This window comes from Aliidiomarina sp. (genome assembly GCF_022565475.1).
GTDB lineage: Bacteria > Pseudomonadota > Gammaproteobacteria > Enterobacterales > Alteromonadaceae > Aliidiomarina.
Genome location: NZ_JAIUMR010000001.1, coordinates 375,304 through 400,712 on the forward strand (window position 1 = coordinate 375,304; position 25,409 = coordinate 400,712).

Annotated in this window: 24 protein-coding genes and 2 tRNA genes; 3 read left to right on the forward strand and 23 right to left on the reverse strand. The window is 49.1% G+C overall.

Going from position 1 to position 25,409, the window contains the following annotated elements; genetic code table 11:
* Positions 1 to 55: 55 nt before the first annotated feature.
* From LAT77_RS01620 to ffh, 6 genes are all read right to left on the reverse strand, one after another.
* On the reverse strand, positions 56 to 268 hold the full coding sequence (locus LAT77_RS01620; RefSeq protein WP_290562787.1) for a hypothetical protein: 213 nt from the start codon (positions 266 to 268) through the stop codon (positions 56 to 58).
* A 350-nt stretch (positions 269 to 618) separates the two neighbouring features.
* On the reverse strand, positions 619 to 978 hold the full coding sequence (rplS, locus tag LAT77_RS01625) for a 50S ribosomal protein L19 (RefSeq protein ID WP_290562788.1): 360 nt from the start codon (positions 976 to 978) through the stop codon (positions 619 to 621).
* A 31-nt stretch (positions 979 to 1,009) separates the two neighbouring features.
* Complete coding sequence (trmD, locus tag LAT77_RS01630; RefSeq protein ID WP_290562837.1) at positions 1,010 to 1,762, reverse strand: tRNA (guanosine(37)-N1)-methyltransferase TrmD; 753 nt, start codon at positions 1,760 to 1,762, stop codon at positions 1,010 to 1,012.
* Positions 1,763 to 1,773: 11 nt separating this feature from the next.
* Positions 1,774 to 2,316 (reverse strand): ribosome maturation factor RimM, encoded by a 543-nt coding sequence (rimM, locus tag LAT77_RS01635; protein ID WP_290562789.1) that lies wholly within the window; start codon positions 2,314 to 2,316, stop codon positions 1,774 to 1,776.
* Positions 2,317 to 2,364: 48 nt separating this feature from the next.
* Positions 2,365 to 2,613 (reverse strand): 30S ribosomal protein S16, encoded by a 249-nt coding sequence (rpsP, locus tag LAT77_RS01640; RefSeq protein ID WP_126790390.1) that lies wholly within the window; start codon positions 2,611 to 2,613, stop codon positions 2,365 to 2,367.
* A 120-nt stretch (positions 2,614 to 2,733) separates the two neighbouring features.
* The gene (ffh, locus tag LAT77_RS01645; RefSeq protein ID WP_290562790.1) at positions 2,734 to 4,098 is read right to left on the reverse strand and encodes a signal recognition particle protein; all 1,365 of its coding nucleotides are present in this window, start codon (positions 4,096 to 4,098) and stop codon (positions 2,734 to 2,736) included.
* A 130-nt stretch (positions 4,099 to 4,228) separates the two neighbouring features.
* Between ffh and LAT77_RS01650 the strand changes: the two genes are divergently transcribed.
* Together LAT77_RS01650 and LAT77_RS01655 are read left to right on the forward strand one after the other, a co-directional pair.
* Complete coding sequence (locus tag LAT77_RS01650; RefSeq protein ID WP_290562791.1) at positions 4,229 to 5,020, forward strand: inner membrane protein YpjD; 792 nt, start codon at positions 4,229 to 4,231, stop codon at positions 5,018 to 5,020.
* 84 nt (positions 5,021 to 5,104) lie between these two features.
* Positions 5,105 to 6,382, forward strand: a complete 1,278-nt coding sequence (locus LAT77_RS01655; protein WP_290562792.1) for an HlyC/CorC family transporter — start codon at positions 5,105 to 5,107, stop codon at positions 6,380 to 6,382.
* A gap of 37 nt (positions 6,383 to 6,419) precedes the next feature.
* Here LAT77_RS01655 and LAT77_RS01660 read toward each other — a convergent pair whose 3' ends face one another.
* Both LAT77_RS01660 and gshA read right to left on the reverse strand, forming a co-directional pair.
* On the reverse strand, positions 6,420 to 7,097 hold the full coding sequence (locus tag LAT77_RS01660; RefSeq protein ID WP_290562793.1) for a hypothetical protein: 678 nt from the start codon (positions 7,095 to 7,097) through the stop codon (positions 6,420 to 6,422).
* Positions 7,098 to 7,131: 34 nt separating this feature from the next.
* Positions 7,132 to 8,727: a glutamate--cysteine ligase gene (gene gshA / locus LAT77_RS01665; protein ID WP_290562794.1), complete on the reverse strand. Its 1,596-nt coding sequence runs from the start codon at positions 8,725 to 8,727 to the stop codon at positions 7,132 to 7,134.
* Between the two features lie 84 nt (positions 8,728 to 8,811).
* Here gshA and LAT77_RS01670 point away from each other — a divergent pair, with 84 nt between their 5' ends.
* Positions 8,812 to 11,472, forward strand: coding sequence for a response regulator (locus tag LAT77_RS01670; RefSeq protein WP_290562795.1), 2,661 nt, complete (start codon positions 8,812 to 8,814; stop codon positions 11,470 to 11,472).
* Positions 11,473 to 11,696: 224 nt separating this feature from the next.
* Here LAT77_RS01670 and LAT77_RS01675 read toward each other — a convergent pair whose 3' ends face one another.
* The 15 genes from LAT77_RS01675 to LAT77_RS01745 form a co-directional block, all read right to left on the reverse strand.
* Complete coding sequence (locus LAT77_RS01675) at positions 11,697 to 12,827, reverse strand: sodium ion-translocating decarboxylase subunit beta (RefSeq protein WP_290562796.1); 1,131 nt, start codon at positions 12,825 to 12,827, stop codon at positions 11,697 to 11,699.
* 5 nt (positions 12,828 to 12,832) lie between these two features.
* A complete protein-coding gene (gene oadA / locus LAT77_RS01680) occupies positions 12,833 to 14,638 on the reverse strand; it encodes a sodium-extruding oxaloacetate decarboxylase subunit alpha (RefSeq protein ID WP_290562797.1) in 1,806 nt (601 codons plus the stop codon).
* Positions 14,639 to 14,649: 11 nt separating this feature from the next.
* Positions 14,650 to 14,910 carry an OadG family transporter subunit gene (locus tag LAT77_RS01685; RefSeq protein ID WP_290562798.1) on the reverse strand — a complete coding sequence of 87 codons (261 nt, stop codon included), beginning with the start codon at positions 14,908 to 14,910 and terminating at the stop codon, positions 14,650 to 14,652.
* A 284-nt stretch (positions 14,911 to 15,194) separates the two neighbouring features.
* Positions 15,195 to 15,271 (reverse strand) — tRNA-Arg (locus tag LAT77_RS01690).
* Between the two features lie 42 nt (positions 15,272 to 15,313).
* Positions 15,314 to 15,406, reverse strand: a tRNA-Ser gene (locus tag LAT77_RS01695).
* 126 nt (positions 15,407 to 15,532) lie between these two features.
* On the reverse strand, positions 15,533 to 15,724 hold the full coding sequence (gene csrA / locus LAT77_RS01700; protein WP_290562799.1) for a carbon storage regulator CsrA: 192 nt from the start codon (positions 15,722 to 15,724) through the stop codon (positions 15,533 to 15,535).
* A 225-nt stretch (positions 15,725 to 15,949) separates the two neighbouring features.
* Positions 15,950 to 18,556 (reverse strand): alanine--tRNA ligase, encoded by a 2,607-nt coding sequence (alaS, locus tag LAT77_RS01705; protein ID WP_290562800.1) that lies wholly within the window; start codon positions 18,554 to 18,556, stop codon positions 15,950 to 15,952.
* Positions 18,557 to 18,749: 193 nt separating this feature from the next.
* Entirely contained in the window at positions 18,750 to 19,244 is a 495-nt protein-coding gene (locus LAT77_RS01710; protein WP_290562801.1) for a regulatory protein RecX, read from the reverse strand.
* 9 nt (positions 19,245 to 19,253) lie between these two features.
* On the reverse strand, positions 19,254 to 19,946 hold the full coding sequence (locus tag LAT77_RS01715; protein ID WP_290562802.1) for an SIMPL domain-containing protein: 693 nt from the start codon (positions 19,944 to 19,946) through the stop codon (positions 19,254 to 19,256).
* Positions 19,947 to 19,982: 36 nt separating this feature from the next.
* Positions 19,983 to 21,056 (reverse strand): agmatine/peptidylarginine deiminase, encoded by a 1,074-nt coding sequence (locus LAT77_RS01720; protein ID WP_290562803.1) that lies wholly within the window; start codon positions 21,054 to 21,056, stop codon positions 19,983 to 19,985.
* Positions 21,056 to 22,087 (reverse strand): 23S rRNA pseudouridine(2605) synthase RluB, encoded by a 1,032-nt coding sequence (rluB, locus tag LAT77_RS01725; protein ID WP_290562804.1) that lies wholly within the window; start codon positions 22,085 to 22,087, stop codon positions 21,056 to 21,058. Before rluB ends, LAT77_RS01720 begins: the two co-directional genes overlap by 1 nt.
* Positions 22,084 to 22,698 carry an SMC-Scp complex subunit ScpB gene (gene scpB / locus LAT77_RS01730; protein WP_290562805.1) on the reverse strand — a complete coding sequence of 205 codons (615 nt, stop codon included), beginning with the start codon at positions 22,696 to 22,698 and terminating at the stop codon, positions 22,084 to 22,086. The genes rluB and scpB overlap by 4 nt, the downstream gene beginning before the upstream one ends.
* A 1-nt stretch (position 22,699) precedes the next feature.
* A complete protein-coding gene (locus tag LAT77_RS01735; protein WP_290562806.1) occupies positions 22,700 to 23,557 on the reverse strand; it encodes a segregation/condensation protein A in 858 nt (285 codons plus the stop codon).
* A 31-nt stretch (positions 23,558 to 23,588) separates the two neighbouring features.
* Positions 23,589 to 24,209, reverse strand: a complete 621-nt coding sequence (locus LAT77_RS01740; RefSeq protein WP_290562807.1) for an L-threonylcarbamoyladenylate synthase — start codon at positions 24,207 to 24,209, stop codon at positions 23,589 to 23,591.
* 43 nt (positions 24,210 to 24,252) lie between these two features.
* Entirely contained in the window at positions 24,253 to 25,095 is an 843-nt protein-coding gene (locus tag LAT77_RS01745; RefSeq protein ID WP_290562808.1) for a PHP domain-containing protein, read from the reverse strand.
* Positions 25,096 to 25,409: the final 314 nt, after the last annotated feature.

A 25,409-nucleotide genomic window follows, 5' to 3' on the forward strand; every position in this document is an offset into this window, starting at 1 on the left:
TTTGAAGTTTGATAGTACCTAGCCGGCGCCATGGTCTCAATGAAAATCAGCCCTATTACAAACGGCTAATTTGATCTTTTAGCTGATAGGACTGGTCGGTAACAATACTCTCTAGGGTTATAACCCGCTCTTTTAACTGCTGAATCTCAGCTCTCAAAGCATCAACGTCGGTAGCGCTAGCGCGGTGTTTATTTTTCATGTGTACTTCATACGCTGCAAAGGCTAGACCGCCAATAATCGCGATAGCCCCAATTTCGAATGGTCCCATTGAATCCTTCTCCTCGTTTATAATTAGAATGCCATTAAAATTATGCAATGTTAATGCCAATCATGTAAGACACTGATTTATTGTTAGTTGTGACCTTTACGCCATTCAATGAATGGCATATTTAACAATATAGTCGCCTAAGCTGCCATTTTGTAGCGCTAGAGTTCGAGTATGAAGCAGTCATTCGGTAGCTGCACGCGATTTCGCATGCGTTGATATCGAGGTCAAAGTATCGTCAAAGGAACTGGCACGCCTCAACGCCGTGCTTCCTACGCGCCAAACACAAAAAAAAAGGGTTCCAATGAAGGAACCCTTTTTTAGCTCGTAGCGAGGTGCGCGGTAAGCGTTGCTTAGCCGAGCTTCTCTTTGATACGTGCAGATTTACCACTACGCTCACGTAGATAGTAAAGTTTCGCGCGACGAACCGCACCACGACGCTTCACAGTAATACCAGCGATCAGTGGGCTGTGAGTCTGGAACGTACGCTCAACACCTTCACCATTCGAGATTTTACGAACAGTAAATGCGCTGTGAAGTCCACGGTTACGCTTACGAATTACAACGCCTTCAAAGGCCTGCACACGCTCACGCTCACCTTCTTTAACCTTAACATTGATGATAACAGTGTCACCCGGTGCAAATGCCGGGAGATCTTGCTTCAGCTGCTCGTCTTCAAGCTGCTTCAAGATGTTTTTATTAACTTTAGCCATGATTTTCTCCGCCTAGAATATACTACCCAAGCTACTGCTTTTGTTGAGCGATGTACGCAGCCAACAAACTTTGTTGCTCGTCAGTCAGAGCTAGGTTGTCAAGTAATTCAGGTCGCCGTTGCCAGGTTCGCCCTAGAGCTTGCTGTAACCGCCACCGCCTAATTTCTTCGTGATTTCCACTCAGTAACACTGGTGGAACTTGCTTGCCGTCCAAGATTTCTGGCCGAGTGTAATGGGGACAATCCAATAATCCATTCGCGAAAGAGTCTTCCACGGCTGAATCTTGATGACCCAATACTCCGGGAACTTCACGAGCGAGCGTATCAATCATGACCATGGCTGGGAGTTCACCGCCGCTGAGAACAAAGTCCCCAATCGACCACTCTTCATCAATGTCAGACTCAATGACTCGTTCGTCAATTCCTTCGTAACGACCCGCAACCAATACCAAAGCCGAATGCTGTGCCAGTTCGCGAACACCGTGTTGATCCAATTTGCGACCTTGCGGCGACAAATAAATCACTTTCGGTTCCTGACCTGACTGTTGCTGGATACCCGCTTTCGCATCGCGGATTGCCGCGCGCAAAGGAGCAACCATCATCAACATTCCTGGACCTCCGCCATAAGGACGGTCATCCACCGTGCGATGTCGGTCGGTGGCATAATCGCGAGGGTTCCAAAGCTGAACGAATAATCGTTCATCCTTGACCGCCCGGCGCGTTACGCCATACTCGGTAATCGCTGTGAACATTTCCGGAAATAGGGTCACAACCCCAACGTGCAATTGTTCAGCCATTAGAAATCAGCTGGCCAATCTACCGTTATCCGGCCTGCTTCCTCATCAACTGACACAATATATTGTGACTGAATAAAAGGAATCAGACGTTCGCGTTTACCAAACGCATCGTTACTATTTGCTTTCACCACCAACACATCGTTCGCTACGGTTGAAAGCAAGTGACTGACTTTCCCCATGTTGTAATTCTCAGAATTAACAACATCGAGGCCAACCAAGTCACGCCAGTAAAATTCATCTTCAGGCAGTTCCGGTAACTCTGTTGCCGGAACTGCGATATCAAGTCCGGTCAGCTGCTGTGCAGCATCACGATCTTCAATATCAGCAAGCTTGGCGACAAGATCTTTATTATGCCAGCGCCATTGGCTGACTTCGATCTCACGCCATTGTCCGTTACGGCCAATCAGCCACGGACGATAGTCAAAAATGCCTTCTTGCTCATCGGTAAATGCATTAATTCGAACCCAGCCTTTGATCCCGTATACGGCTCCAATGTTACCTAATACGACAGCTTCAGCATTTTTATGGGCGTCTTTTTGCATACGTTAAGCTTCTTCCAAATTTGACTTAGTACTTTTTAACCGGGTTAATTAAGCTGCTTTACGCGCGTCTTTAATTAACTTAGCTACGCGGTCAGACACTTGCGCGCCTTGGCCGACCCAGTGTTCAATCCGATCCAGATCGATACGAACTTTCTCTTCTTGACCACGAGCTACCGGGTTAAAGAAACCGACATTTTCGATGAAACGACCATCACGGGCGTTCCGGCTGTCGGTAACTACCATTTGGTAGAATGGACGCTTCTTAGCGCCACCCCGTTGTAAACGAATGGTTACCATTACCGTTATCCTATGTTTTTCAATGTTTTCAAAGGTTAAAGAACCCCTTCCGACGGACAGCCGGAAGGGTCGCAATATTCTACGGAATTTATCTGCAAATGCAAGTAATATCGGGGTTTGTTAGCGCCCGGGGAACATTCCAGGGGGCATTTTGCCGCCCAGTTGCCGCATCATCTTGGCCATTCCACCACCTTTCATTTTTTTCATCATCTTTTGCATTTGACTAAATTGCTTGAGTAACTTGTTCACGTCTTGAACCTGAACACCTGACCCAGCGGCAATTCGGCGCTTGCGAGAGCCCTTGATGATATCCGGATGCTCGCGCTCCTGAGGTGTCATTGAGCTGATAATCGCTTCCATTCGAATGGTAACTTTATCATCCATTTGGCCTTGCAGCTTGCCGGCCATTTGTCCCATTCCTGGTAATTTATCCATGAGCCCCATCATACCGCCCATGCTTTTCATTTGCTGCAATTGCTCGCGGAAGTCTTCTAAACTGAATTTACCGCTGGTCATGACCTTCTTCGCGACCTTTTCGGCTTTAGCCCGGTCGACCTTCGACTCCACTTGCTCGATCAGCGACAACACATCGCCCATACCAAGAATGCGCGAGGCAATGCGATCAGGGTGGAACGGCTCGAGTGCATCATTTTTCTCACCGACACCCAAAAACTTGATCGGCTTGCCGGTGATGTGACGAATAGAAAGCGCCGCACCGCCACGTGCATCACCATCCACCTTCGTCAAGATAACACCGGTCAGCGGCAAGGCTTCATTAAATGCTTTCGCGGTATTTGCAGCGTCTTGACCAGTCATCGCGTCAACCACAAAGAGGGTCTCGATCGGTTTAATCGCCTCATGCAACGCTTTAATTTCTTCCATCATGGCGGTATCAATCGCCAACCGACCGGCTGTATCGACCAGCACCACATCAAGAAATTTTCTGCGCGCGTGGTCAATTGCCGCATTCGCGATATCAATTGGCTTTTGCTCGATGTTCGATGGAAAGAATTCAACATCAACATCGGCCGCTAACCGCTCGAGCTGGGCAATTGCCGCCGGACGATAAACGTCCGCACTAACCACAAGAACTTTTTTCTTCTGCTTTTCTTTCAGGAAGCGCGCGAGTTTGCCTACACTTGTGGTTTTACCCGCACCTTGCAAACCGGCCATCATCATGACAGCTGGCGGCTGAGTGGCTAGATTCAGCGGTGCATTGGCTTCGCCCATGGCCGCTTCAAGTTCAGTCCGAACGATTTTGACAAACACTTGCCCTGGATTGAGATTTTTATTGACCTCAGTGCCCAATGCCCGCTCTTTGACTTTAGCAATAAAGTCTTTGACTACGGGTAAGGCGACATCCGCCTCGAGCAAAGCCATACGTACTTCACGTAAGGTGTCTTTAATATTGTCTTCGGTTAACCGCCCACGCCCGCTAATATTGCGCAGACTCTGGGATAATCGTTCGCTCAGGTTTTCAAACATACTCTCTTCCTGTCAGCTCAGTTTCAGGTATTATACGGAATGAGGTTGGGTTTGGCGATGCACACGCTTATACTCTTCCTAGAAAGTGAATAAATTCATTTAACTCAGATTCCTAAGGAAAGCGGTAATCATGCATACAACGTTGGCCAGTATCAGCATTCTTGCCTATGTGATCAGTGCGTTTATTCTCAGTGCGCGCCTCGGCGCACCGCATCGTATGCGCCGCCGTGCTTTGATTTTCAGTATCATCGCACTTGCTACTCACGCATTCGCCTTATTTGGCGTCTTTACCGAAACCTCTTGGGTCAAAATTAATCTATTCATTTCGCTCGCCATCATTACCTTGATTTTAAGTTTTCTCAACTCGGTTCGTGGTGACCACCCGGCGAGCCTGCTCATTCGCCCCGCTATTTATGGATTAGCAGCGCTGAGCCTGGTACTGGTACTTATTATTCCCGCAGAAGTTGGGCGACCTATCCATATGAGTCCAATCTTTGCTTTGCATATGAGTCTGGCCTTAATTGCATCTGCATTATTAACCCTAGCTACCTTTTATGGGGTTCAACTTTTATATGTCAACCGACTGCTCAAACAAAAAAGCGCGAAAGCGGTTTCCGAACGGATGCCACCATTGCTGTCGATTGAACAATATTTTTTCCGTTTATTAACAACCGGAACTATCGTTCTCTTGATTGCGGTCACCGTCGGCTTTATTTACATGGACGACCTATTTGCTCGTGGGCAGTTGCACAAGACTATTTTTTCATTGGCAGCGCTGATTGCGTTTGGAAGTGTACTTACGATTCACTATTGGCGTGGGTTACGTGGTCGAATTGCCGTCTATTATACGCTGTTGGCAAGCAGCCTGCTGATTATTGGTTACTTTGGCAGCCGCTTTGTCCGCGACATCCTGCTCACCTGAGCAAAGCTTCGTTTTAAAAAGCACTTGACTTGCCTACGGACGCCCCTACATTAAGACCATAGACATCATTAACAGGAAACCAACTTGGACGACATATCTACCGGTACGTTATTTCTTGCTCTCGCGGTTCTCATTCTGATTTCTGGGTATTTCTCCGGATCTGAAACCGGCATGATGACGGTTAACCGTTACAAACTTCGTCATTTAGCACAAAGCGGCAATAAGTCCGCACGTCGAGTCACGCGTTTACTCGACCGGCCAGATCGCCTAATTGGTCTTATTCTAATTGGCAACAACTTGGTCAATATCGCTGCATCGGCCATCGCCACCATTATTGGCATGCGACTTTACGGCGACTACGGTATTGCGATTGCCACCGTTGTGCTGACCCTGATTATTCTTATTTTTGCTGAAGTCACGCCAAAAACAATCGCGGCCCTACATCCTGAGCGCGTTGCCTACCCGAGCTCGATGTTACTTTCACCCTTGATGCGAATTTTCTATCCGCTCGTCGCCGCCGTAAATTTTATCACCAACAATATGATGCGACTCATGGGCATTAACCCCAATGCTGCTGGCAAAGACACGCTGAGTGCAGAAGAGTTAAGAACGATTGTTCATGAAGCAGGCTCACTGATTCCCTCACGACATCAAGAAATGCTGCTGAGTATCCTTGATTTAGAGAAAGTCACAGTCGATGACATCATGATACCGCGCAATGAAATTACCGCGATCGACATCAATGACGAATTAACCAGTATTATTCGCCAGCTCAATAATATGCCGCATACCTTGGTGCTCCTTTATCGCGGAGAAATCGATGATGCAATTGGCTTCCTTCATGCTCGCGACATGTTGCGCCTGCTCACACGCACCCACGAACCGGACAAAGCATCCATTGTTCGTGGGGCGCGCGACATCTACTTCATCCCCGAAGGCACGCCACTGTCAGTCCAGCTAGTCAAATTTCAGCATAACAAAGAGCGGATTGGTTTAGTGGTCGACGAATACGGTGATATTCAAGGGATGGTGACCTTGGAAGACTTGCTCGAGGAAATTGTTGGGGACTTTACCACGTCGATAACCGGACAAGCGCAAGAACCAGTGCATCGACAAGCAGATGGAACCTACTTGGTTGAAGGAACGATGAACTTACGCGACCTTAACAAAGAGCTGAAGGTGAATCTTCCGACCGACGGACCCAAAACCTTAAATGGTCTCATCGTTGAAGAGTTCGGCGATATTCCTGAACATCCTATGTGCCTCAAAATCGCTGGGTATATTATTGAAATACTCGCGGTGACGGATAACCGGGTAGAACAAGTTCGTATTCAACCTAAACGGAAACGGAAAGCACGTTAAACAAAGAGGCCGCTCAGTGAGCGGCCTCTTTGTTCGATTAACTGAACAAGCGTCGGAACCAACCTCGATTGAGCTTTGCTTCACATTGATTCAGCTGTTGCGCATAACGACTAGCGCGTGTGTCGACGTTGCGTGACACTTGAATAAGCCATTGTTTTTGCAAAAAGGTTTGCCGCTGATACCCACCCCAACCTTCGTGATAATTGAGATACTGGGCGTACGCGTCCCATTTCGAAACTCCGTTAATCCGGTACGTCTTATCCATGTACCAACCGATGAAATCAATCGCGTCGGCAAAGTTATCGCGGCGGGCACGACGATTTCCGGTTTCACGAATATAATCATCCCAGGTGCCTGTTTTCGCTTGCGCATAACCATAAGCATCACTCGCTCGTTTCCAAGGAATAAAACCTAGAATATACCGCCGCGGTGGTGCTGCATTGTGCCGAAACGAACTTTCTTGGTACATGATCGCCATGGGTACGTGAATAGGTGCGTCCCATTCTTTCTTCATCGCGTTGGCCGCGCGCCACCAGTCCCGGCGTTCCTCGAAGATATTACAGATGTTTTCCGCATCACGCGGTGGTGAGGTACTACAACCAGAAATAAAAAGCACTGATAAAACAGAAAGTAACCAGATCTTGTGGTTTTTATTTGAACACCTTCGGAACTTCTTACGTAATAAAGGCTCAGAGTTTATGTGTAGAGTTTTCATGTTTTATCCCCTGGATTTAAGATTACGCGCCTTGCTAAGGCGCGTTTTTTTTGTCTAGCGCCCGCAGGAAATAGTTCTCTAAAAATTCCGCAAAGGTACCTCGGTCTGCTGCTTCAATCGCTTTCTGTTCTTCAAGTGACTGCACCGCCATGGCTTTAAAATCAGCAGCGCTGTAGTACTCGAGATCGCTGCTCTCGAGTTCTTGTTTGTACTTTACTGCGAGCCCTAAGCCGACTTGGCGATATTCTTCTACCGCTTGTCGATAATGCCCTAACAGTTTCGCCGACAAGGTCAATTCCGGATTCTCAATTGCAGGCACAAGCGCTGCAAGTGCTTGCTGATAATCCGTATTGTCGTCAGTGTCCAACCATGTGGCTATTTTCGCCAACTCGTCAAACAACTGACGTAATCGCGATTGAATCGAAACCTCACCGCCCTCATCATTTAAGGTCAGTCCAGGTTCACGTCCCTTTAAAACCACGCGGTTTACATTGCTCTCGGTAAGCCGTTGTTGTTCGAGCGACAACGCTGGACTGTCGGACCAAAGACAGTAGAGCAAAAACAGGTCGAGGAAGCGCATTTGCTCAGCTGTAATTCCAACCGAACTAAATGGGTTCACGTCAATCGCACGAACTTCAATATACTGAACCCCTCCGCGCTCGAGGGCTTGCGTCGGCGTTTCGCTCGGCTCAGCGACGCGCTTTGGCCGAATCGGCGAATAAAATTCGTTCTCAATCTGAAGTATATTGGCATTCAACTGGTTCCACTGCTCGCCATTACGCACGCCAAAATCTGCAAAGCTTTCTGAACGCGTAAACACCGCACGGCGCAAGCCAGCAACGTAGTCTTCAATTGAGTTGTAGCTAATCTTTAAAGCCGCTTGCTCTTTGTTGGTATAGCCAAGATCACTCATCCGCAACGAAGTCGCATACGGCACATACACCATACCACCGCCGAGCTCATGGAAATCAAGTTCGGCATAACTATGTTTGAGGAATGACTTACATAGAACAGGTGACGCGCCGAAAAAGTACGGAATCACCCAAGCCCAGCGTTTGAAATTACGAATCAAACCAAAATAACGATCCGAACGATACGCAGAGGAATCCTTAACTTGGTCTTGTTTCGCTAACTCAGCCCACATGGCGTCGCTTACTGACCAATTGAAATGCACACCAGCAATGGTTTGCATAACCGCACCATAACGATGTGTCAGCCCCTGCCGATACGTCGTTTTCATTTTACCGATGTGCGAGTCACCATAGTGTGCAAGCCGAATATCACTGGTGTCATTCACGTAACACGGCATGCTCAGCGGCCACAATAATTCGTTACCAATATTCTGATAGGTAAAACGGTGGATGTCGCGCAATTGCGCTAACGTTGTTTCTATTGAGGTTTCGACTGGCGTAATGAATTCAAGCAAAGCCTCGGCATAATCGGTGGTAATCAGCGGATGTGTTAGCGTCGAACCAAGGCTTTCGGGATGCATGGAGGTTGCCAGTTCACCGCTTGGGGTAATGCGCAGGGTTTCACGTTCAATGCCACGATTAATTTTCGTTACGGCTTCTCGCTGCGCACGGTCACAAGCCCGAAAGTGCGCTAATCGGTCAGAGAATTGAATTGACAAAGCAACATCCTGAAATTGTCTGATATGATGCGTATAAGTGTGCCACAATATTTTCGAAATTGCAGCGATAGGAAGTGAGTTTCTATGATCAATAGTAGTCCCTCTCAATGGTCAGTTCCAGCAACGTTGTTGTGGCTCGTCAATGCCATTGGTTTTCTCGCCATTCTAGTCCTGCCGAATTGGCTTGCATCACTCATTGCCGTCTTCTTGTTTTTGTTTAATGTATTAGTCGGCGTGCGGTTGTGGCTGCAAAAGAAGCAAATTGAAGTCGTGACCGCATCCGCCAATTCAGATTTCTTTTCCAGCACGAGTACGCGCCTACTCCAGCAAATTTTCAATGACTTACCCAATCGCGTGTATTGGCGTGATCACGAGTTACGTTTTGTTGGCGCAAACCCCGGGTTTCTCAAGGACTTTGGCCTGCAAGCGACACATGAGTTATTTGGTAAAAAAGACACTGAACTCGATGTATTAAAAGACAATCTAGAGCTTCTTGAACGCGATCGCGCCACCTTTGCCGCGAGGATGCCGGCCTGCAATCAAGAAATGCAACTGGCGGTCAAGACCGTCGGCGATCATGATGGTATTCGCTGGATTGAACATTCCAGCGTCCCTTTGTACGACGATCAAGGCAATATCAGTGGAATTCTTGGCAGCTATTACGACATATCCACCATTAAGCGTGCCGCTGAGGAAATGTCGCGCGCGCGCGAGAATGCCGAACAAGCACGAGAGGCTGCGGAGTCGGCAAACCAAGCGAAAAGTGAATTCTTAGCAAATATGTCGCATGAGATCCGAACGCCAATTAATGCGATCGTCGGCATGGCCAACCTCGCGTTAAAGACGGAATTAAACGATAAGCAGAAACGTTATCTGAAAGTCATTGACTCGTCTTCACAGGCTCTGCTCGGCGTGATCAATGACATTCTCGACTTCTCGAAAATCGAAGCCAACAAGCTCGTCATCGAAAAAATCCCGTTTGACCTCGATGAAGTGCTGAGCACGCTGGCGGATATGTTTGCCTACAAAGCCTATGACAAAGGCCTTGAGTTTATTATTAACTTGCCGGCCAACATACCCACCATGTTAATCGGCGATCCTCTCCGTTTGCAGCAAGTCCTCATCAATTTAGTCAGTAATGCCATCAAGTTCACCGACGACGGCGAGATTAGTGTGTCATGTACCCTACTTGATCGCGCCCCAGATAAAATATGGTTACGCATTGAGGTTCGTGACACCGGCATTGGTATGACAGAAGAACAGCGCGCCATGCTCTTTAACGCCTTTACTCAAGCCGACAGTTCAACCACACGCAAATACGGTGGTACTGGCCTTGGCCTCGCTATCTCACACCGCCTGACCAAGCTCATGAATGGGGATATGGCCGTGCAAAGTGCCTTGAACCAAGGTTCAAATTTCTTCATTGAATTAACCTTGCCGGTGCAGGAGAGCCAAGACAGTTCGCATCATCAACTCTTGATGAGTCGTCTCGCAGGTACAAAAGTACTGGCCATTGATGACAACACCAGTACCCGTGAAATGCTCAAAGAAACCTTGCGCTCATATGGAATGGAAGCACATACCTGCCACAGTGGTGAACAAGCAATACAACTGGTGAAACAAGCTATCTCCGAAGGTAAGCCGTTCCAAATTCTGATTATCGATTGGCGTCTACCGGGCATCGATGGATTAGAGCTGGTCGAGCGATTACAGAAGAAACTCAGCCCTGAACAACGACCAAAAATGATTTTAGCCACCGGCTATTACGCCGAGGAGTTAGCTGAAAAAGCTCGCGCTGCCGGCACTCATGACTTTATTACCAAACCTTACACTACAGCGACACTGGCACGCGCGATGAACGGCGCTTTGAGTGGTCAAAAAGTAGATCCGCAAGGCCAAGAAGTTCAGGCGAGTACCGTCAATGCCAGCTTAGTTGGTGCGCCGATTCTCGTGGTCGAAGATAATGAAATTAATCAGCACGTCGCGAGAGAAATGCTCAGCGGTCACGGCTTCCGTATTGACCTTGCGGAAAACGGTGAAGTTGCCGTCGAAAAAGTGCAAAAAAACAAATACGCGCTGGTCCTGATGGACATCCAAATGCCAGTCATGGATGGTTATCGAGCGGCCGAAACCATTCGCCAATTTTACAGTTATCAACAATTGCCAATTCTTGCCATGACCGCAAATGCGATGAGCGGTGATGCCGAGAAATCTCTTGCTGCCGGCATGCAAGGCCATATTCCTAAGCCAATCGATGAATCCTTGCTGCTCAGTCAAATTGAAAAATGGGCACTACCTGGCCCCTATCAGGCGAACACTGAATTCGAACAACCTAGTGAACCACAGGCGCCGGTTGGAAAGCCCAAATATCCACAAATGAAAGGTATTCAGCTGGAGCAAGCACTGCAACGCTTGAATCATAATCATGAGTTGTATATTAAGTTATTAAACCATTTAGTCGCGAGTTATCGAGGTTCAGCGATGACCGTTTCTGAATTCATCACCCGCGGTCAGAATGAAGAAGCGCGTCGTTATTTCCACTCGCTAAAAGGTGCTGCAGCTAATCTTGGTCTCGTTGCACTCGCAGACAAAGCCGCAGGTTTAGAAGCTGCGGTCAACGAGCGCAATGTCGGCGCTGTGGCAGACCAAATCAGCGGTTTAGAAGGACTGCTTGACCATGCTGAACAGGCGGCTCAAGATTTAACAAGTCTCGCGGATGAAACAACAACGGATAACTCACAATGATTCGATTTTTATTTTTAATCCCGTTTCTGCTCTGTTTGTTATGGACGATTTACCTGCAAATGAACGGCTACAGTTTGCGCCAAGGTAAGCAGGGTTATCTATATATATTGATTGTAAGCGCCGTCATCGCGGCTTTTTATAGCTTAATGCTCTGGCTTACACGCTGATCAAAAAAGCCCTACACTCGCTGTACAGGGCTTTCAAGTGTATATCCAACCTGCTGGTTAACCCGCTAACGCGAGCAGAACCCCTGCGGCAACCGCAGAGCCCAATACACCAGCTACGTTGGGGCCCATAGCGTGCATTAACAAGAAGTTATGCTGGTCCGCTTTTAATCCCTCTTTATTGACGACCCGCGCTGCCATCGGCACTGCCGAAACACCTGCGGCGCCGATCAGTGGATTAATTTCTTGCTTACTGACAAGATTCATTAGCTTTGCCATCAAAACGCCAGCCGCAGTACCAATCGTAAAGGCCACAGCACCAAGCAGTAGAATACCAATAGTCTGCGCCGATAAGAACGAAGCCGCTGTTAATTGGGCACCAACCGCTAAACCGAGAAAAATGGTGACGAGGTTAATTAATTCATTTTGAGCGGTCTTACTAAGACGATCCACCACGCCGCTTTCGCGCATTAGATTCCCGAGACAAAACATCCCGACTAACGGCGCAGCTGTTGGTAACAGCAGTAAAGTCATGACCAACACCATCAAGGGAAACAGGATCTTCGCACGCTTCGACACTGGTTTTAACTGTGTCATGCGAATTTTTCGTTCTTTTTCCGTGGTGAGTAGACGCATCACCGGCGGCTGTAATACCGGTACTAGCGCCATATAGGAATATGCCGCAACAGCAATAGCACCAAGTAGTTCAGGTGCCAACTGCGACGCTAAATAAATCGCTGTCGGACCATCAGCGCCGCCGATAATGGCAATTGCTGCCGCTTGCTGCAGGGTAAATTCAACACCGGGAACCCAGTTTAGCGCGATCGCACCCAGTAAGGTGGCAAATATGCCAAACTGTGCCGCGGCGCCGAGCAAAAGCATACGCGGATTCGCGAGCAAAGCACCGAAGTCCGTCATCGCCCCAACACCGAGAAAAATTAGCAGCGGGAATAACCCCGTGGCAATACCAAGTTCATAGAGTAAATAGAGAATCCCACCAGGCTCATTCATGCCAGCGAGTGGGATATTCGCGAGCACGGCACCGAAACCAATTGGCAATAACAACAACGGTTCGAATTTATGCACGATGGCTAAATAGACCAGCAACAAGCCGACCCCGATCATGACGATGGCACCGAGTGACAGCCCTGCAAAACCAGTGGTGTTCCACAATGTTAATAAAGTTTCCATAGCGCTTAGGCGTTCCCTTCAATGGTCAACAAGATGTCACCGGAAATCACACTATCGCCTTCACGAGCCTTCAATTCAACAATCACACCATCGCGGTCGGCACGGACTTCTGTTTCCATTTTCATCGCTTCCAGAATAACGACAACATCACCTGACTTCACAGCGTCACCCGGCTTCACTTGATACTTCCATAAGTTGCCTGACAAAGGCGCGTGCAACGCGTGCGCATTGGCGCTCGCTTGTGGCGCCGCTGCCGGTTTCGGTTGCGATTCAGTTGTGGTATTCGAGGAACGACTCGACTCCGCCTTTAAGCTACCATCTGGGCCAACTTCAACTGAAAAACACTCGCCAGAAATACAAACGTCATAGCGTTCAATACTATTGTCGCCGGTCTCGGCTTTACGAACTGGTGTTGCATTTTCAACACTCGGCACCGGCTCGAACGCGTCTGGGTTGTCACGATTCTGTAAAAATTTAAGACCAATTTGCGGGAACAAAGCGTAAGTGAGTACGTCATCGACAATTGCCTCTGCGAGGCGAATGTTGTCAGATTTTGCTTTTTCTTGTAACTCTATCGTCAGCGCTTCTAACTCATCGTCAATCAGATCCGCAGGTCGACACGTAATTGCCTCAGCGCCAGCCAACACTTTCTTCTGTAGTTCTGCATTCACAGGGGCTGCGGTCGCACCATATTCACCTTTTAAGACACCGACCGTTTCTTTTGAAACCGACTTGTAACGTTCACCGGTTAGAACGTTGAGTACCGCTTGGGTACCGACAATTTGCGACGTTGGTGTCACCAATGGAATAAAGCCTAAATCCTCACGCACACGTGGAATTTCTTCCAGCACTTGATCAAATTTATCCAATGCTTTCTGCTCACGTAACTGATTTTCCATGTTGGTCAACATGCCACCCGGCACTTGCGCCAACAGAATGCGAGCATCGACGCCTTTCAGTGAACCTTCAAATCGGGCGTATTTCTTCCGGACCTGACGAAAATAGGAAGCAATTTCTTCAAGCTCTGCCAAATTAAGTCCGGTGTCTCGCTCGGTTCCTTCGACCATCGCCACTAGAGTTTCGGTGGCACTGTGACCGTAGGTCATACTCATCGACGAAATCGCGGTGTCGAGCATATCAATGCCGGCGTCTATCGCCTTTTGATAGGTAGCCGTACTTAACCCCGTCGTTGCATGACATTGCATCGCAATCGGCACCGACACGTTCGCTTTCAGTTCAGTAATCAGCCCTTCAGCCTCGTAGGGGCGCAGTAGTCCGGCCATGTCTTTAATACAAATCGAATGGCAGCCCATATCTTCTAACTCTTTCGCCATCGCCACCCATTTTTCCCGAGTGTGCACTGGGCTGACGGTATACGACATAGTGCCTTGCGCATGGCCATCATTCGCGATCGTTGCTTCAATTGCCGTCTTTAAATTACGTACGTCATTCATGGCATCAAAAATACGAAAAACATCGACGCCATTTGTCCGCGCTCGCTCGACAAAGCGTTTGACCACGTCATCAGCGTAATGACGGTAACCCAGCAGGTTCTGGCCGCGCAGGAGCATTTGCTGGCGAGTATTTGGCATCGCCTTTTTTAGTTCACGTAGGCGTTCCCACGGATCCTCACCTAAATAACGAATACAGGCATCGAATGTTGCCCCACCCCAGGTTTCAAGCGACCAAAAACCTGCTTGATCGAGCTTCTCTGCGATCGGCAGCATATCGTCGAGGCGCAAACGAGTCGCTAGGAGCGACTGATGTGCGTCGCGCAGGACCAATTCGGTCAGTAATAATGGTTTGGACATAAAATGACTCCCTAAGCGTCTGAGGCTGGATTGTCTGATTTACTTGCGCGATAGCGCTTCACGGCGACAGCAATTGCAGCTAATTTTTTTGCATCCGAGTCTTCGTTGACAGCGCCTGAAGATGACGCATTAGACGCCTCTGAGTCGATGCTCGCCTCAGGACATAGTTTGGTTAACAAGGTGACCGCGCCGGTGAGTAATATCAGGAAGACAAACACCACGCCCATACCAGCAAGCATCATTTCCGCAGCCTGCAAAAATAAGTCCGACATACCCTTCCTTGCCTGTACGTAAAGTTAGAATTGTTAGATGATTGTAAATAAACTACGGGGGAAAGGAAAGTTATCAGGGTATCGGCTTTATTTATAGTGGGTATAGATGCTTTCTAGTTTACAGTGCTTAATCCACTGATCGGTCCGATTAAGGAAAAGAATTCGGTATTGCAATGATGGTGTCGCGCAAGCCTCGAACTGAGCAAGGGCAATAAGCACACAAGGAATCGCTGAACAGCGATAGTAAGTCAAGGTTAAGGAAGAATTTCAGAGGTAAGAAGAAATGGCGCGCTCGGGAGGATTCGAACCTCCGCCCGCCTGGTTCGTAGCCAGGTACTCTATCCAGCTGAGCTACGAGCGCGTCGTTAACCTAAACTTTTTGTTTTTACATGACTGCAAAAACTGGCGGTGAGGGAGGGATTCGAACCCTCGATAGGGCTACAAACCCTATACTCCCTTAGCAGGGGAGCGCCTTCAGCCTCTCGGCCACCTCACCGCGTCTTGATGGGCACGAATGATAGCGATTTGAGCGAGCATGTCAAACGCTTTTTTAAAACTCTTGGTTTAAATGCGTTTTATTTAATCACTCTGCCGCTTTTTACGGCAAAACCGTTCCTTCGACCTATGCTTCACCGTCAGACTTGTTGTCTTTCTCGGCTTGAATCCGCATATAAATTTCTTCTCGGTGAACTGACACATCTTTCGGAGCGTTGACACCAATACGGACTTGGTTACCTTTAACACCAAGCACCGTCACTGTGACATCGTCACCAATCATAAGTGTCTCACCAACACGTCTTGTTAAAATTAGCATTACCCGCTCCTTACGATTCGTCCCTTATCCATACCAACCACATTTCCAAGTGGGCACGATAGTCTATCAACTAATGAAAATTGGCGATAGTGTTTTCCAACCAATTTGCACCTCAAGAACGCCTAATCGCCTCAGAAAGTTCACTGACTGTGCTGTTTCTTAGTTGTTGACTCTTTACTTAAGAAAAAGGCTGATATTTCGGTTCATATCAGCCTTGTATTGACGCTAAGCTAACTGTTCTTCCAGCCAGCTTGACACACTTGCTAAAGCTTCATCGAGTTTACTACCGTCGGTACCACCGGCCTGAGCCATATCTGGCCGTCCGCCGCCCTTGCCACCGACTTGACTAGCAACAAAATTAACTAGTTCACCCGCTTTCACACGGCCTGTCAGGTCTTTAGTAACACCGGCTATTAAACTCACCTTGTCACCCTGGCGCAGACCCAGGAAGACGATGCCTGAACCTAATCGATTCTTAAGATCATCGACCATCTCACGCAGCGCTTTAGCTTCCGTGTTCGTCACTTCAGCAATAATTGCTTTAACGCCGTGAATTTCTTTCGCGCTATCCAGCAACGAAGCACCCGCTTGTTGCGACAACTGACGTTGCAGTTCTGCCAGTTCCTTCTCTAACTGCTTTTGACGGCCGATAAGCTGCTCAATACGCTCACCGACTGCGGCTGGGTCAGCTTTAAACAGGCTAGCAACCTTTTGCAACTGCTGCTGCTGCGCTTGGGTATAGGCGACCGCACCTGCTCCTGTCACTGCTTCAATTCGGCGCACACCGGATGCGATACCTGCTTCCGAGGACACGCGGAAACTACCAATATCACCGGTCCGCTGCACGTGGGTTCCACCACACAACTCAAGTGAATAGTCGCCCATTTGCACGACTCGAACCTGGTCGTCATATTTTTCACCGAACAAGGCCATCGCGCCACGCGCTTTTGCTTCTTCAATCGGCAAGACGTCGGTGGTTAACGGCGTATTCAAGCGAATTTGTTCATTCACTTGCGTTTCAATCGCTTGTAACTCTTCCGCCGTTACTGCTTGCGGATGAGCGAAGTCGAAACGCAAACGTTGATCGTCGACCAATGAGCCCTTCTGCGCCACATGGTCACCAAGGACGTTGCGTAACGCCGCATGAATCAAATGCGTGGCTGAATGGTTGCGGCGAATCGCCCAGCGGCGCTCATCGTCAACCACCGCAGTCAGCGACTGGCCGACGGAAAGTTCAACGTCACTCACGCCATGGTGCGCAATTGCTTTACCAATGTACTGAGTGTCAGTGACGGTAAAGACTGGCTCTCCGTCGACTTCAAACACCCCAACGTCGCCAACCTGCCCGCCGCTTTCTGCATAGAAAGGCGTTTGATCGAGCACGACAATACCGGCTTCGCCCGGCGCTAACGCATTCACCGCCTCGCCGTCACGGAAAATCTCAGTAATCGTCGCTTGGCCTTCGTAGTCACTATAACCCGAGAAGGAACTGGTCGTTTCTGCACTCAGACGTGCATTATAATCTTCACCAAATTGTGACGCTTGCTGCGCCCGCGCTCGCTGTTCAGCCATCGCTGACTCAAAGCCAGCTTCATCTAAGCCGTAACCGCGTTCACGAAGAATATCCGCAGTTAAGTCGTAAGGGAAACCGTAAGTGTCGTAGAGCTTAAACACGACATCACCGGCAAGCACACCCTGCTCTGGTAGTTCGGCCACGGCACTTTCTAATAAGCTCAAGCCACGCTGCAGGGTACGCGCAAATTGCTGCTCTTCCTGTAACAAGGCTTTTTCAATTCGGCTTTGTGCGCTGACTAGCTCTGGGTAGGCTTCGCCCATTAAGTTGACGAGCTCTTGCACCAATTGATGGAAAAACGGACCTTCGGCGCCCAATTTCGAGCCATGACGTACGGCACGACGAATAATCCGACGCAGAACGTAACCACGGCCTTCATTCGACGGCAGAACGCCGTCAGCAATTAAGAATGAGCAAGAACGAATATGATCGGCAATCACGCGTAACGACTGTGCTGACAAATCATCAGTTCCGACAGCTTGCGCAGCGGCTTTGATGAGCGCAACAAAGGTATCCGTTTCATAGTTCGAGTGCACATGTTGCAGAACAGCGGCGATACGCTCTAGGCCCATTCCCGTATCAACGGACGGTTTTGGCAAGGGTTCCAAGGTGCCGTCAGCTTGACGGTTGTACTGCATGAAGACCAAGTTCCAAATCTCGATGTAACGGTCGCCGTCTTCCTCTGGAGTACCCGGCGGTCCGCCCCACACCTCTTCACCGTGGTCATAGAAAATTTCAGAGCATGGGCCGCAAGGTCCAGTGTCACCCATTTGCCAGAAGTTATCTTTTGCGCCGATGCGACTAATGCGATCTTCCGGTACGCCAATTTCTTTGGCCCAAATTGCATAAGCTTCATCGTCTTCTTCAAAAACAGTCACCCAAAGCTTTTCTTTTGGTAACGCTAACGTGTCGGTCAAAAATGTCCACGCGTATTGAATTGCTTCGCGTTTGAAGTAATCACCAAAACTGAAATTACCGAGCATTTCGAAAAAAGTGTGGTGACGGGCGGTATAACCAACGTTCTCGAGGTCATTGTGCTTACCACCCGCGCGCACACAGCGCTGCGAACTAGTTGCCCGCGTATAGTCGCGCTTGTCAGTGCCGAGGAAGACATCCTTGAACGGCACCATACCGGCATTTGTAAAGAGCAAAGTCGCGTCGTTACCGGGAATTAAAGACGAGCTTTGTACCACTTGATGGCCACGCTCTGCGAAAAAATTTAAAAACGCCGTGCGAATTTCGGCACTACTCATACTCATAAAGCTTCTATCCTGCGCTCGGTTAGCAATCGTTACGATGAATTAAAACTGATACATGGGCACGCGTCGCGAATTCTTCAAGGAAAATCCTATAGTGGATTCTCGTGCAGAAGCACTAAGGCGATACCGGCTTGCACGAGCGCGTGAAACATGTGGCTAAGATTAGCATAGGGGACGAACAGAAAACAGACGCTTAACCCGCATTCTCATCGGATTCCTGCGCTGCCCGTTCAGCCGCATACACCTGTTCGATCGAAAAGCCGCGTTGGGCTAAAAAACGCTGGCGTTTGCTACGCTCTTTCGCATCCAGGTGTGCTGGAATACCACAACCGTACTTGCGTCGGTAGCGCTCCACAGCGAGCGCGCGCCAGTCAGTCGCGTAGTTAGTAAAGATGGTTTCGATCAAGACCGAATTGATGCCGCGTTGCTGCATTTCGGCTTTAATTTTTAACGGCCCATAACCTTGTTCGACGCGACTGCGATAAAACATTTCAGCGAAACGTTCGTCAGACTGCCAACGCCGCGCTTGCAAACGTTCGACAACTTGAAGGACAGCGGGACGGTTAAAGCCACGTTGGCAGAGCTTTTGCACCAACTCGAATTCACTTTGTTCACGGCGGCTGAGCAACTGCACTGCGCGTTGCTCAATCACCTGTTCGTCATTCGGGTCTTTCGGGGGTTTCGCCATTGCTGAGCTTTAGTCCTCAAGTGCATAGCGAATAAACACTTGGGCGCGGATTTCTTGTTCGCCAGCTTCAGTTGCACTGCTATCGGACGCCATCATTCGTGAGCCCGTGACTAAGATACGTTCTTGATGGCCACCCTGCTCTCTAATCTGTATAGCATTTCCTAGCCAGCGACCGCTCAGCTCAGCCATTTGTTTGGCCTTTGCATGCGCATGCTCGACGGCAGCAGCGCGTGCTTGCTCATAGTACGGCGAAGGATCTGCAACGGTGAAATTCACTCGGCTTAAATTACCAATTCCAGCCTGCAGTGCATTATCGAGGATTTCATCGAACCGTTCCAACTCGTCAAAAGTGACCTGTAAATCACGGGAGACTTGATACCCTTGGAATTCGCGGTTGCCGTCTCGATAGTTATAGATCGGCTGCACACTCACATTCCATGAACGAATTTGTTGTCGCGGTATATTCATTTCCGTAAACAAATCGAGCATGTTCACTGTCGTCGCGTCGACACGTTGTTTCAACTGGGTTAAGTCTTGGCCTTCAGCTTCAATGGCAAACACCATCGACACGCGATCTGGTACGGCAACGGCGACGCCGCTCCCCTGCACTTCGATATAGTCTTGTTCATTAACGGCAGCCGGCTGACACGCTAACAACCAAGGAAGGGTACAACCAACTACTGCGATTAGACGTAACTTCATACCAACCTCTCTTGCGCTCGACACGCAATTAAATACTTAAGCAGGTTCTACGAAACTGGCACAATGCCAAGCACCGCCCCCTACGAGCAACGAACGCGCGGGAATCAGTAATACCTCATGTTCCGGTAGCAAGGTTTGCATTTGATGCTGTGCTTGCGCATCCGTGGGTAAACCAAAACTCGGCAATACAATAAGCTTCTTATCAGGCCGTTCGATGCGTAAAAAGTTCACGTAACTCGCCATCAATGCCATGCCTGCAATACGTTTACGAATGCCTGGCCGGTGTGCAATCGCAGCACTTTCTGCGGCTGATAATCGTGGTGAACGCGGCAACGGTAGCGTATGCACCGTCAGCGCTCGACCTTTGGCATCGCGCGCATGTTGCAAAAAGTCAACGACACGACGGCAGGTCGCGTAATCAGGGTGACTTGGATCTTGCGTGGCGGCAACGACGACGGTCGCTGGTGCAATAAAACAAGCGAGGTTATCGATATGGCCGCCAGTTTCATCCGCATTTAGACGTCCCGGCAAGGTTAAAACCTTGTCAATTCCCAACGCTACTTGCAATTCAGTGGCAAGTTCTGCTGCAGTAAGCCCATGGTTCGCCTGCCGATACAAAATACTGCCGGTGCAGATTAGCGCGGTACCTTCACCATCATGATGGACAGCACCGCCTTCCAACACCATGTCACGCTGCATCGTGGGCAGGTTCAGCTGTTGAATGAGCCAGTCACGCGCACTTAAATCAGCTGCCACATGATCATCAATACCGCCCCAACCATCAAAGTCATAAGCGTATGCGGCGGCTTGACCGCCGTCAGAACGAACGATAAACGGCGCACAATCGCGCAACCAAACTTCACCGAATTCGACACACTGAAGAGTCAAAAATCGCTGTTCGATCGACGAGTCAATACCGAGCTGATCCTTGAGGCGCGCTTCGTCAGCTGCCCCAAATTGCAAATTCACCGGAACTTGACGCGTCGTCAGTGCCGCAATCAGCGCCAAGAGTTCAGCTTGCACTGCGCGCCCTTGCTCAGGCCAAATATCTTCGCGGCTAGGCCAGCGTAGCCAAACACTTTTTGTTTCTTGCCATTCAGTCACGTACATTACTTGCGATCCTTTCCTGAACCTTGACCTTTACCTTGATCTGGCGAACGCCCACTGCCTTCACGTGACGGTTTCTTCGTCGTTCTTAATTTCCCTTTGTTGCCCGTTGGCTGCCGTTTTCCTGCAGTTTTCGGTGAACGTCGCTCAGCAGGCTGCTTCGCATTTCGATCCGGCGCAGCAGTGCTCGTCCGCGACTTACTGGCTGGTTGACGGCGTCGTTGCGCGCGACGCGCCTGTTTAATGGCTCGCTCTTGATCTTCTCGCGAAATCACCGGTGCGGAATCAATCGTGTCTAATTCCACCAACTTACGCAAATAGTTGACATCAGTGAGTGGCAGTTCCATCCAACCGCCTGCGACCAAACCTTTCGGTAAAGTCAGCTCGCCCATACGCACGCGAATCAAACGACTGACCGTCAGTCCCTGAGACGCCCACAAACGGCGAACTTCGCGATTGCGGCCTTCGGTCAGAATGACATGAAACCATTGGTTTAACCCTTCGCCACCGCGGCGGCGGATTTTCTTAAAGCGCGCCATACCGTCTTCAAGTTCGACGCCACGCAACAGCTTCTGAATCTGACTTTCCGTGACTTCACCGAAGACGCGCACGGCGTATTCGCGTTCGACCTCATAGCTTGGATGCATCATCCGATTCGCTAACTCACCATCGGTGGTCATCAGCAACAACCCGGAGGTGTTGATATCGAGCCGACCAATTGCAATCCAACGAGCATTCTTCATCGGTGGCAAGCGCTCATAGACCGTTGCACGACCTTCTGGGTCTTTGCGGGTCACTAATTCACCTTCCGGCTTGTGATAGAGCAAAACGCGGCAATGCTGTTCTTCAGGGTCACGCAATTGAACTTTGTGCCCATCGACACGAATCACTGCGTCTGGCGCGACTCGTTCACCCAGTGTGGCGACATGATCATTGACGCGAATACGTCCCTCGCTAATCATGCTTTCTATTTCACGTCGAGAGCCATGCCCTGACCGTGCCAACACTTTCTGTAGTTTTTCGGTGTCTTTCACGCTTCGTTTTCCTCTTCTGCGTCACGCTCCCGCGTGTCTGTCAATAAATCAGCTTGCTCGTTGACTGTATCGAGCTCAACTAATGCCGGACGCTCTTGTGTCAGCGCCGGTAAATCACTAATGGATGTTAATGAAAAATAATCTAAAAATGCTTTCGTAGTCGCGTATAACGCTGGGCGACCGGGTACTTCTTTATGGCCAACCACTTTCACCCAGCCACGTTCTTGTAATGTTTTCATAATCTGAGTGCTGACGGACACACCACGTACAGCCTCAATTTCACCGCGAGTCACGGGTTGACGCCAAGCGATTAGTGCCAGCGTTTCCAATAATGCCGCAGAATAACGCGGTGCGCGCTCTGGCCACATATGCACCAGCGCAGGGCCAAGTTCAGGTCGAGTTTGAAATCGATAACCTGAAGCGACTTCGACTAATTCAATGCCACGGTCTTGGTAATCATGCTGCAGCGCCTCTAAGACTTGGCGTACGCGAGGTCGATTCAGTGAAAAGTTGGCGAGCACACCACCTAATAATTGCTCAACCGTGACGGGTTGCTCCGCCGCAAATATAGCCGCTTCAATCAATTGCTTTAATTGTTGATCTGAGATCATCTTAGCCGCCCCTCTGATACACGTCGAAATCCTTTTCGCTCGCTTTGCGGACATATAACTGCGAAAAATTCTCCGCCTGGGTTAATACAATTAAGCCTTCTTTATTTAATTCTAAAATGGCCAAAAAACTGACAATGACCCCTGCGCGCCCTTCTTTCAAGACAAAAAGCTGTTGAAACTGCAATTGCCCAGACGATTCGAGTTGACTCAAAATCGACGACATGCGTTCCCGAGTCGACAGGTGCTCACGTTTAATCTGATGATGCGCTTGCGCATCAACTAACTGCATCACTTTCGCCAACGCTAAGCCTAATTCCGCCAAACTGACGTCCGGGGGGGCTTGCCCAGCCAATTCACGTGCATCAGTTTCCGCAGTCGCAATAAAGTAATCACGCTCTTGCTGCGGTTGCTCATCGAGTTGCTGCGCACCTTCACGAACAATTTCGTATTCCTGCAAGCGTCGCACTAACTCCGCTCGCGGATCCGACTCATCATCTTCGTCGTCGGGCGTTTGCGGCAATAACATGCGACTTTTAATCTCAGCCAGCATGGCCGCCATGAGTAGATATTCAGCCGCGAGTTCTAATTTCAGCTCACGCATCATATCGACGTAAGTCATATACTGTTCGGTGATTCTCAGAATCGGCAGATCAAGAATATCCATTTTTTGCCGGCGAATCAGATACAACAGCAAGTCCATCGGCCCAGAAAACAAGTCCAGCATTAACTCAAGGGCTTCAGGCGGAATATAAAGGTCTTCCGGTTGCTCGAAGATCGGCTCACCACGGACAAAGCCCAGCGGTAACGACTGCTGGGCAGAAATCAATGTGGACGTTGCTGACTGCTCGATTTCACTCAAATCAACCGACCTTTTTCATGAGTCTTGATCATCAACTAAAAGGTTCCGGATCGCCCTCACCCACACGAATCACCTGAATCTCATCGTCGACCATATCGACCACCGTGGTTGGATGCTCCATCAGATGGCCCCCATCGATGACAAGATCCACGACCTTTTCTAAGCGCAGACGAATTTCGTACGGATCTGGCTCGGCAAACTCTTCACCTGGAAAAATCATGGTCGTCGACATCATGGGTTCATTGAGTTCGCTAAGCAGGCCCTGGGCAATTTTATTGTCCGGCACCCGCAAACCAATCGTTTTGCGTTTCGGATTCAACAGCCGTTTCGGCACTTCTTTGGTGCCACGTAACACAAAGGTGTACGGTCCGGGCGTGTTGTTTTTCAACAGTCGGAATGCTTGATTCCCCACCTTGGCATAAATGGAGAGCTCCGATAAGTCGCGACAGACCAAGGTGAAATTGTGTTCCTTTCCCAGTTGCCGAATTTGTAGAATTCGCTCAATTGCGTCTTTATTCTGCAACTGACAACCAATCGCATAACCCGAGTCGGTTGGATACACAATCACCCCACCACTCCGCACAATATCGGCCGCCTGCTGAAGCAAACGTACCTGCGGATTATCAGGATGAATTTGAAAAAACTGACTCATTGCGAAAACCTCTCGCGTTGCCTAAAAAATAACGACACCATTATTACATATTTACCCAAGCTTGCCAGACGGGTCGCACACTTTCTGGCAAATTTAAATGTCGCCCAAGTTCACGCCATTTACTGGGTCGATGAAAGTCTGAACCAACGCTACCGGCAAGGTCATATTCGAGCGCAAGCTCCGTTAGCCATTGCCGTTGATGAAGTCCCTGCTGTGACATACTGATCTCGATGCCATCGCCGCCGCTCGCTTTAAATTCTGTTAATAAACGCCTTAGCCATTTATTACTCAATGGGTAAGCAAGCGGATGGGCAATAGAGGTGGTCCCGCCGGCGGCTTGAATCGCACTAATCGCTTCGTCAACGGAACACCAAGCAGGTGCAACATAGGCAGACTGCCCTTTACCTAAATAGCGATCAAAAGCGTCTTGAACTGTTTTGGCTGCGCCATGCGTGACCAACGCTTCGGCGAAATGCAAGCGCGTCAACACCCGATCGCTATCAAGGTCGACCTCGGGTAACTGCGCTGCAGGCAAACCACGCTGAATCAATTTATCGCGAATCAATTGCGCCCGTTCTTGTCGACGCTGCTGCTGGGCTTGCAACAAAGACAACAACTGCGGATGGTCGGGGTCAAAATTCCAACCTAAAATGTGAATTTCAAATCCGTGCCAACGTGTGCTGATTTCAACCCCACTGATGAGCTGCAATTTCGGCGCGACTTTCGCTTGCGCTGCACGCGCGGGTTGCCAACCCGCAATGGAGTCATGGTCCGTGATCGCCAATACATCGAGTTGCATCACACTGGCACGCAACACGATCTCAGCGGGTGTTAATTCACCATCTGAGGCCGTTGTATGACAATGTAAATCAATTCGCTTCTGCATCTACTCACATCCCTTCCTGCATCTTCACAGCACTTAAAAGTGTCGCCAATGAGTTAGTTTATCATTAACTTCAAACAAAAATGGCAAATTATTATTGACAGTATTCTTGAGTCGTTTTAAGGTGCAACTGTTTATTAAAGACATACAAGATTATTAAGTTGTATAAACCTCTTCCCGAGCCACTCGGTGAACAAGGGGTCTGACAATAAACAAGGTTTGTAACAACTCAAAAAACTCTAAAAAAAAGGCATAACGAAGCATGACCACGCTTAGAACAGCACAGACATTAACTCATCGTTGGTGGTGGCACTTAC